The following is an 8,358-nucleotide window of genomic DNA, read 5'->3' as shown; positions in this document are numbered from 1 at the left end:
GAGGATGAGCGGGGTGTTCGTCAACGTCAACCGAGGCAAGCGCAGCGTCGTGCTCGACCTGCGTTCCGAGGCCGGCAAGGCCGCGTTGCGGTCGCTGATCGCGACCGCGGATGTGTTCATCCACTCGATGCGGGCCAAGGCGATTGCGCGGCTTGGTTTCGGCTACGACGAGGTCGCGGCCATCAACCCATCGATTGTCTACACCAACTGCTATGGGTACGGCCGGCGCGGACCCGACCGCGACCTGCCCGCCTACGACGACACCATCCCGGCCGTATGCGGACGGCCCGCCGTGCTAGAGCAGCTGACCGGCGAGGCGATCTCTGTGGGCTCCATCATCGCGGACAAGGTCGCGGGGCTGACCGCGCTCTATGCCACCACGATGGCGCTGTTTCACCGGGAACGAACCGGCGAAGGTCAGGAAGTGGAGGTCGCGATGTTCGAAACCATGGCATCGTTCATGTTGGTCGAGCATGCCAACGGTGCCATGTTCGACCCCCCGCTGGGGCCTGCAATCTACCCGCGAACGGTGGCACCCAACCGCAAGCCCTACCGCACCAGGGACGGCTTCATCGCCGTGCTGATCTACAACGACCGGCACTGGTCGGCCTTCGTCAACGCCGTGCAGCCGCCGTGGGCCGGCGACCGCTACGCCACCCTCGAGCGCCGGGCCCGCCACATCGACACGGTGTATGCCCTGGTGGCGGAGACACTTGCGGAGCGGACCACCGATGACTGGCTGGAGCTGTTCCGCGAACTGCAAATCCCCGCGGCGCCGCTGCGAACCCCGGCCGCACTGTTCGACAATCCACACCTCAACGCGGTGGGATTCTTCGAGACGATCGACACCGAGCAGGGGCCGGTGCGTTTCCCCGGTGTGCCGACCTGGTTCTCCCGCAGCCGCGGTCGAGTGGCGGGCCCCGCCCCGCAGCTGGGCGCCGACACCGCGGCGGTACTCACCGAGCTCGGTATGGCGCCCCACGCCGAAGAAACCGCATGCGCTCCTGCGCGGCCTGGCGGCTAGTGCCAAGCATGGCTGCGATCTGGTTCCACCCGTCAAACCTCGTCCTCGGAGTTGCCGCGCGGCAGCATATTTCGCGGGCCCACCGCGCCGTGTCTCCCGCAGAGCGGGCCACCCCGCACCTAAACTGACGCCTGCACCAAGCAGGGAGGAGTACCCGAGTATCGGCGCCAAAAAAGCCGTCGACCAGGAAACTGGCCGACGCGCTGGAGAGGTGAATATGGAACCGGCCGGGGCGTACCCCGTGCCGGTTCATTCTGCTCGGAAGCCACGATGGGTTGCCCCGCCGCAGCCAAGCCGCCCCACTCGCAAGCCCGGCAACGACGGCGACGAACGGCGTCCGGGTATTCGCGCGCTGGATGGCCTGCGGGCAGTGGCGGTCGCTCTGGTGCTCGCCGATCACGGCGGCATTCCCGGTATGTCCGGCGGATTCCTGGGCGTCGACGTGTTCTTCGTGCTCAGCGGTTTCCTGATCACCTCGTTGCTGCTGGACGAACTGGGTCGCACCGGCCGGATCGACTTGGCCAACTTCTGGATTCGGCGCGCCCGCCGGCTGCTGCCGGCGCTGGTCCTGATGGTGCTGACCGTCGCCGTCGGCCGCCAGTTCTTCGCCCCCGAGGCGGTCGCCAGCCTGCGCAACGACGCCGTCGCCGCATTCTTCTGGATGGCGAACTGGATGTTCGTCGCCGACAAGACCGGCTACTTCGCCCAGGGCACCCCGCCGTCGCCCCTGCAGCACGCCTGGTCGCTCGGCGTGGAGGAGCAGTACTACATCGTCTGGCCGCTGGTGCTGGTCGCGCTCGCCGTGGGGCTGGCGGCCCGCGCGCGTCGCCGCGAGGCCAGGGCTTCGGTTGGTGCGGTCCGGCTGACGGTGTTGCTGCTGGCCATGCTCGGAGCGCTGGGGTCCGCGGCGACCGCCATCCTGCTGGCATCCAACGCCACCCGCGACCGGGTCTACTTCGGTACCGACACCCGCGCACAGGCATTGCTGGTGGGGGCGGCGGCCTCCGCGCTGCTGGTCAGCGACTGGCCCGCGTTGAACCGTGGCTGGTCGTTGACCCGCTCCCGAACCGGCAAGTGGATCGCCCGGTCGCTGCCGGTGCTCGGCCTGGCGCTGCTCGGGGTGGCCGTGCACGTCGCCACCGGCAGCGCCCGCGAGTTCCGCGCCGGCCTGCTGATCGTGGTCGCCGTCGCGGCCGTGCTGGTGATCGCACCGGTGGCCCTCGAACAGCGCGGACCCGCTGCCGCCGTGCTGGGCTGGGCTCCGCTGGCCTGGCTCGGCCGCATCTCCTACGGCGTCTACCTCTGGCACTGGCCGATCTTTCTGCTGCTCAGCGGTCAGCGGACCGGGTGGCACGGGCTGTCGCTGTTCGCCCTCCGCTGCACCGCCACGCTGGCGGTCGCGGCGGTGTCGTGGTGGGCGATCGAGCAGCCGATCCGAAGGTGGCGCCCGGTGCGGGTGCCGCTGCTGCCACTGGCCGGCGCCACCGCCGCGACGGCCGCGGCCGTGACACTGCTGGTGGTCCCGGTGGTGCCGAAGCACGGCGTCAGCGCCCTGGACGCCAGCCTCCCGCCCGGTGTCTCACCGGTCGCCGTGGTGTCGCCGTCGACGCCGGACGGAGCGCGGCCCGCCCGTTCGCGCACCAAGCGAGACCCACGGCGTCCGTTCACCGTGTCGGTGTTCGGCGACTCGATCGGCTGGACGATGATGCACTTCCTGCCGCCGACACCAGGGTTCCAGTTCGTCGACCACACCGTGGTCGGCTGCAGCCTGGTGCGCGGCGGGCCGTACAGCTACCTCGGCCAGGCGCTGGACCAGAAGAGCGAATGCGAAGCATGGCCGGGCCGTTGGACATCGCAGATCGCCGCCGACCAGCCCGACGCTGTGCTACTGGTCATCGGCCGCTGGGAGACGGTCAACCGGGTCAACGAGGGACGCTGGACCCACATCGGGGATCCTGCGTTCGACTCCTACATCAGCGCCGAGCTGCGGCGCGCACTCGACATCCTCAGCATCAGCGGTGCGCCGCTGACCGTGGCAAACCTGCCCTACAGCAGGCGCGCCGAACGGCCGGACGGCAGCCTGTATCCCGAGGATCAGCCCCAACGGGTGGACGAATGGAACACCATGCTGGGCAAAACCATTGGCAATCGCCCGGACGTCCGCATCCTCGACCTCAGAAAGAAGCTGTGTCCGGCAGGGACCTACACCGCCGACGTCGACGGTATCCATGTCCGTAGTGACGGCGTGCACCTGACCGAGGAGGGCGTGCAGTGGTTGACGCCCTGGCTCGAGCAGTCGCTGAAACCGTGAAATGGAGCGCGAGAGTGCCGTCAGCGACGCCGCTACTCGGGAAACGTCTCGCTAGTTGCACTTTCGAGCGCTTGCGAACCTAGGCCACCACGTTGATCGGGTCGCCGATGTGGACGGTGTCGAAATACCACGCGGCGTTGTCCGGGCTGAGGTTGATGCAGCCGTGGCTGACGTTCGCATAGCCCTGGGAGTCCACCGACCACGGGGCCGAGTGCACGTACACGCCGCTCCAGGTGACCCGGACGGCGTACTGGGCGGTGATCTTGTAACCCTCGGACGACTCGAGTGGAATGTCGATGGTCCTCGAATCCATCACGACTGTGCGCTCTTTGGACAGCGCGGAAAAATCTCCGATCGGTGTCGGGCGGCTGGGCTTGCCCAGCGACGCCGGCATCCTGCGCAACACTTCGCCGTTCTGCGTGACCGTGAAGGTGTGCGCGGAAATGCTGGCGGTGCCGACCACCTCGTCGCCGGTCTCGAAACCGGTGGACAGCGCGTGCACGTGGACACCGACGTGGCTGTGCGCCGGCCAGTAGCCGTTCGGCTTCCACTCGACCACGTTCGGCTGGGGCCAGTCGAAGCTGCCGGTGATGTGGTTGGGCGCACTGACTTCGATGGCGCGCTCGGCGGCGGCACGGTCAGCCACCGGGTCGGTGAACGTGACGATGACCGGGTGGGCCACCCCGACCACGGCACCGGTGGCCGGCTGGATCGATGCGATGCCTGCGCTCGAGGTCGGGGGTGCGATCGCCGCCATTGCCGGAGCGGCTGTGGCCCCTGCGGTCAGCGCAGCGGTCAGCGCCGCGAGCCAGCCCGCTCGAATCGCTCCCACCACGGTGTCCACCCTCCGAAACGATGCAAGAACCCGCCTGCAGGCGGCATACCCAATTGTGCCCTACGTTACGCGCAGCAAACCTGCCATTAATGGCGCGTGTTGCTCTCGGCGGACCGCATCGGCGGGCATATACCCTGCTGGGCGGGCACCCGTCGGCCGTGTGAAGGGCGCCGTGTTCTCGAGCCGGACAGGCGGTGGCAAGCATCGCCACAGACGTGGCGCTCGGTTACCCGTGCCAACTGCCCCAGCGCAGCACGGCGACGGCGATGACCGGGCCGATCAGCGAAACCGATTCATACTGGGCATACTTCGCGCGGAGCAGGTTAAGGCCGGCAGCCAGTGCCGCGCCCTCGTGGTGGATCGTGGCCGCGCCGTCGGCCCGCACCCACCACAGCTGGGTCCAATCCTCGTCGTAATGGTCGACGAGCAGGCTCACCTGCGGGTTGCGCTCGATGTTGGCCAAACGCCGCAGTCGTTGGCTGGTCTTGGGCTTCGCATCCACGGCGGTGTAGATGACGTGGTCGGCCACCGCGAACACCACCGGGACCAGGTGTGGGCGACCGTCGGCCCCGGCGGTCGCCAGCCTGGCGATCCGCGCTCGGGCGAAGTGCGCCTCGGGGTCGAAGGAGGGCATGCCTAGGTGATGGTCAGTCCACCGTCGACGACGATCGTCTGCCCGGTGACATACCCGCCGGCCGCCGAGGCCAGCCAGATTGCGGTGGCCGCGAGTTCGCGGCCGTCTCCGAGGCGCCCGAGCACCAATCGATGCGCCTGGCTGTCCAGATACTCGGGCGGATATTCGTCGGTCATTTCGGTCTTGAAGAATCCCGGCGCCAGCGCGTTGACCCGGATTCCCTTGCGCGAGCCCCACTGCTGGGCCAAGTCTCGGGTCAGCCCGATCACCGCGGCCTTGCTGGCGCTGTAGGCGGCCTGCGGCAGGCCGGCGGTGGTGATCCCGAGAATGCTGGCGATGTTGAGAATCGAACTGCCGGGCCGCATCACGCGCCCGCAAGCCTGCGCCATCCAATAGGACCCGTTGAGGTTGACGTCGACCACCGACCGAAACTGTTCGGGCGTCTCCCGGGTCGCCGGGACCGCGGTGCCCACGCCGGCGTTGTTGATCAACACGTCCACCCGGCCGAACGTCTCCATCGCGGCGTCAACCAACGCCTGGCACTGCTCGGGCACACCGACGTCGGTGGCAAGCGTCAGCGCTCTGCGGCCACCGGTCTCGACGAGCGCCGCGGTGTCGGCCAGTCGCTCCGCGCGTCGCGCCCCGAGCACGACGTCGGCACCGGCCTCGGCGAATGCCTGCGCGAACGACACACCGAGACCCGACGCGGCGCCGGTCACGATGACCACTGTGTCGGCGAGTCGGAATGAATCAAGAACGCCCATGGGCGAGCCACCTTTGCCGTCGAGTTCCCGTCCAGCCCCGAGCCTTGAAGTTACCGCCTGGTGCGCCGACGGCTGCATCGGCGACGTCGATATGCCCGAATCGCCGGCGCAGGCTACGGTTAGGTAAATCAAGTTACGTCGGCCACGACGTAGCTGGCCAGTTGGTGCCAAGTTCGATGCAGGAGGTGACGGGATGAGCGGATCGCACCGCCGCACACCGCGGAGGTTGCGCAGCGTCATCAGTCTGTGTTCGGCCGCCGGGTTGGCACTGGCGACGGCACCCGCGAATGCTGCGCCGCCCATGCCGCCCCTCCCACGCGACGTGGCCACCGCCGCCGCGCAGGTGAGTCCGCAGATTGTCGACATCGACGCCAAGCTGGGGTACCAGAGCGCGGTCGGCGCAGGAACCGGCATCGTGATCGACCCCAGCGTGATCCTCACCAACAACCACGTGATCGCGGGCGCGACGGACCTCACCGCGCGGTCGATCGCCAACGGCCAGGTCTTCCCGGCCACCGTGATCGGGTTCGACCGCCAGCACGACGTCGCGGTGCTGCAACTCGCCGGCGGCGGACTGCCGGTGGCCAACATCGGCAACTCCGACACGGTGCGCGTCGGCGACCCGATCGTCTTCCTGGGCAACGCGGGGGGCGCCGGAGGGGCGCCCAGCGTCGAGGAGGGCCGCATCGGCGGGCTGAATCAGACGGTGTCAGCCAACGACTCGTTGACCGGGAGCACTGAGACCTTGACCGGTCTGATCCAGGTCGATGCCAACATTCGTCCCGGCGACTCCGGTGGCCCGACGGTCAACGCCGCCAACCAGGTGATCGGCATGAACACCGCCGCAACGTCGAACTTTCACCTCGGCCGCGGGCAGGGCTTTGCGATCCCGATCAACGAGGCGATGGCAATCGCGGGTCAGATCCGATCCGGTGCATCGTCGGCGACCGTCCACATCGGGCCGACCGCGTTTCTCGGCGTCGGCGTCAACGACGCCCCGGGCGGAGGGGGCGCGGTCGTTCGCCAGGTCATCCCGACCGGGCCGGCCGCAGGCGCCGGGCTCAACCCGGGCGACGTGATTACCGCGATCAACGGCCAACCGGTCAACTCGGCCACCGCGCTGACCAACATTCTGGACCAGCACCACCCGGGCGACCACGTGAGCGTGGGGCTGCCGGGCCGTTCCGTCGATGTTCAGCTAGGTGACGGCCCGCCGGGCTGATCTCACTCCGTTGCTGAACGGAACGTTCAATTCGTTTGGCGCGGAAAGTTTTCGATGCTTCATCCCGGGTACGTGTAGGGTCGTGGAGTTGATCAGGGACAGAGAACACGCATCCGACCACGATCCCGCAGAGGGCAGCCGCGTCGAAGACGGGGTGGTCGAGCACCCCAGTGCGGACGAGTTCACCGAGGCCAAATCGCTGCCGGCGGACCCGACCTGGTTCAAGCACGCGGTCTTCTACGAGGTGCTGGTCCGGGCCTTCCTGGATGCCGACGCGGATGGTTCCGGCGACCTACAGGGTTTGCTGCAGCGGTTGGACTATCTGAAGTGGCTCGGTATCGACTGCATCTGGCTGCCACCGTTCTACGACTCACCGCTGCGTGACGGTGGCTACGACATCCGCGACTTCTACAAGGTGCTGCCCGAATTCGGCGCGGTCGAGGATTTCGTGGCGCTGCTGAACGCTGCCCACGAGCGCGGCATCCGGGTCATCACCGACCTGGTCATGAACCACACCTCGGACTCCCATCCGTGGTTTCAGGAATCACGGCACGACCCCGACGGTCCGTACGGCGACTTCTACGTCTGGAGCGACACCAGCGAGAAGTACGCCGATGCACGCATCATCTTCATCGACACCGAAGAGTCCAACTGGACTTTCGACTCGGTGCGCAAGCAGTTCTACTGGCACCGGTTCTTCTCCCATCAGCCCGACCTGAACTACGACAACCCCGCCGTTCAGGAAGCGATGATCGACGTGCTTCGGTTCTGGCTCGACCTCGGAATCGACGGTTTCCGGTTGGACGCGGTGCCCTATCTATTCGAGCGCGAAGGCACCAACTGCGAGAACCTGCCCGAGACCCATGCGTTCCTCAAACGGGTCCGCAAAGTCGTCGACGACGAGTATCCGGGCCGGGTGCTGCTGGCCGAGGCCAATCAGTGGCCGGCCGACGTCGTCGAGTACTTCGGCGACGCCAGCACCGGCGGCGACGAATGCCACATGGCGTTCCATTTTCCACTGATGCCGCGCATCTTCATGGCGGTCCGGCGTGAGTCGCGCTTCCCGATCTCGGAGATCCTGGCGCAGACGCCCACCATCCCTGATCTGGCGCAGTGGGGGATCTTCCTGCGCAACCACGACGAGTTGACGTTGGAGATGGTCTCCGACGAAGAGCGCGACTACATGTATTCCGAGTACGCCAAAGACCCTCGGATGAAAGCCAACGTCGGGATCCGTCGTCGGCTGGCGCCGCTGCTGGACAACGACCGCAACCAGATCGAGCTGTTCACTGCGCTGCTGCTGTCGCTGCCCGGATCCCCGGTGCTGTACTACGGCGACGAGATCGGCATGGGCGATGTGATCTGGCTGGGTGACCGCGACGGGGTCCGGACGCCGATGCAGTGGACACCGGACCGCAACGCGGGGTTCTCCAAGGCCAACCCGGGTCGGCTGTATCTGCCGCCCAGTCAGGATTCGGTGTACGGGTATCAAGCCGTCAACGACGAGGCCCAACGCGACACCTCGACCTCGCTGCTCAACTTCACCCGGATGATGCTGGCCGTGCGCC

General features: G+C 67.5%; 7 protein-coding genes. 4 read left to right on the top strand and 3 right to left on the bottom strand.

Annotated elements, in window-relative coordinates; translation table 11 throughout:
* Both AC2VOU_RS09675 and AC2VOU_RS09670 read left to right on the top strand, forming a co-directional pair.
* The coding region (locus AC2VOU_RS09675) for a CaiB/BaiF CoA transferase family protein (protein WP_486957174.1) at nt 1-1,024 on the top strand (1,024 nt) is incomplete at its 5' end.
* 241 nt (nt 1,025-1,265) lie between these two features.
* Nucleotides 1,266-3,335: an acyltransferase family protein gene (locus tag AC2VOU_RS09670; protein WP_486957173.1), complete on the top strand. Its 2,070-nt coding sequence runs from the start codon at nt 1,266-1,268 to the stop codon at nt 3,333-3,335.
* Between the two features lie 79 nt (nt 3,336-3,414).
* On the opposite strand, the gene AC2VOU_RS09665 is transcribed toward AC2VOU_RS09670, so the two are convergent.
* The 3 genes from AC2VOU_RS09665 to AC2VOU_RS09655 all read right to left on the bottom strand — a co-directional run bounded on the left by AC2VOU_RS09665 (nt 3,415) and on the right by AC2VOU_RS09655 (nt 5,568).
* Nucleotides 3,415-4,158 carry a L,D-transpeptidase gene (locus tag AC2VOU_RS09665; protein ID WP_486957175.1) on the bottom strand — a complete coding sequence of 248 codons (744 nt, stop codon included), beginning with the start codon at nt 4,156-4,158 and terminating at the stop codon, nt 3,415-3,417.
* 238 nt (nt 4,159-4,396) lie between these two features.
* Nucleotides 4,397-4,804 (bottom strand): TIGR03668 family PPOX class F420-dependent oxidoreductase, encoded by a 408-nt coding sequence (locus AC2VOU_RS09660; protein ID WP_486957172.1) that lies wholly within the window; start codon nt 4,802-4,804, stop codon nt 4,397-4,399.
* A gap of 2 nt (nt 4,805-4,806) precedes the next feature.
* Complete coding sequence (locus tag AC2VOU_RS09655) at nt 4,807-5,568, bottom strand: SDR family NAD(P)-dependent oxidoreductase (protein ID WP_486957171.1); 762 nt, start codon at nt 5,566-5,568, stop codon at nt 4,807-4,809.
* A 193-nt stretch (nt 5,569-5,761) separates the two neighbouring features.
* On the opposite strand from AC2VOU_RS09655, the gene AC2VOU_RS09650 reads away from it, so the two are divergent.
* Both AC2VOU_RS09650 and treS read left to right on the top strand, forming a co-directional pair.
* Nucleotides 5,762-6,790, top strand: coding sequence for a S1C family serine protease (locus tag AC2VOU_RS09650; protein WP_486957170.1), 1,029 nt, complete (start codon nt 5,762-5,764; stop codon nt 6,788-6,790).
* A 91-nt stretch (nt 6,791-6,881) separates the two neighbouring features.
* The coding region (gene treS / locus AC2VOU_RS09645) for a maltose alpha-D-glucosyltransferase (protein ID WP_486957169.1) at nt 6,882-8,358 on the top strand (1,477 nt) is incomplete at its 3' end.

The organism is Mycobacterium sp. TH-M25, assembly GCF_057473665.1.
Note: the sequence above shows the minus strand (reverse complement) of the source record. Positions and strands in the feature narration are given on the sequence as shown.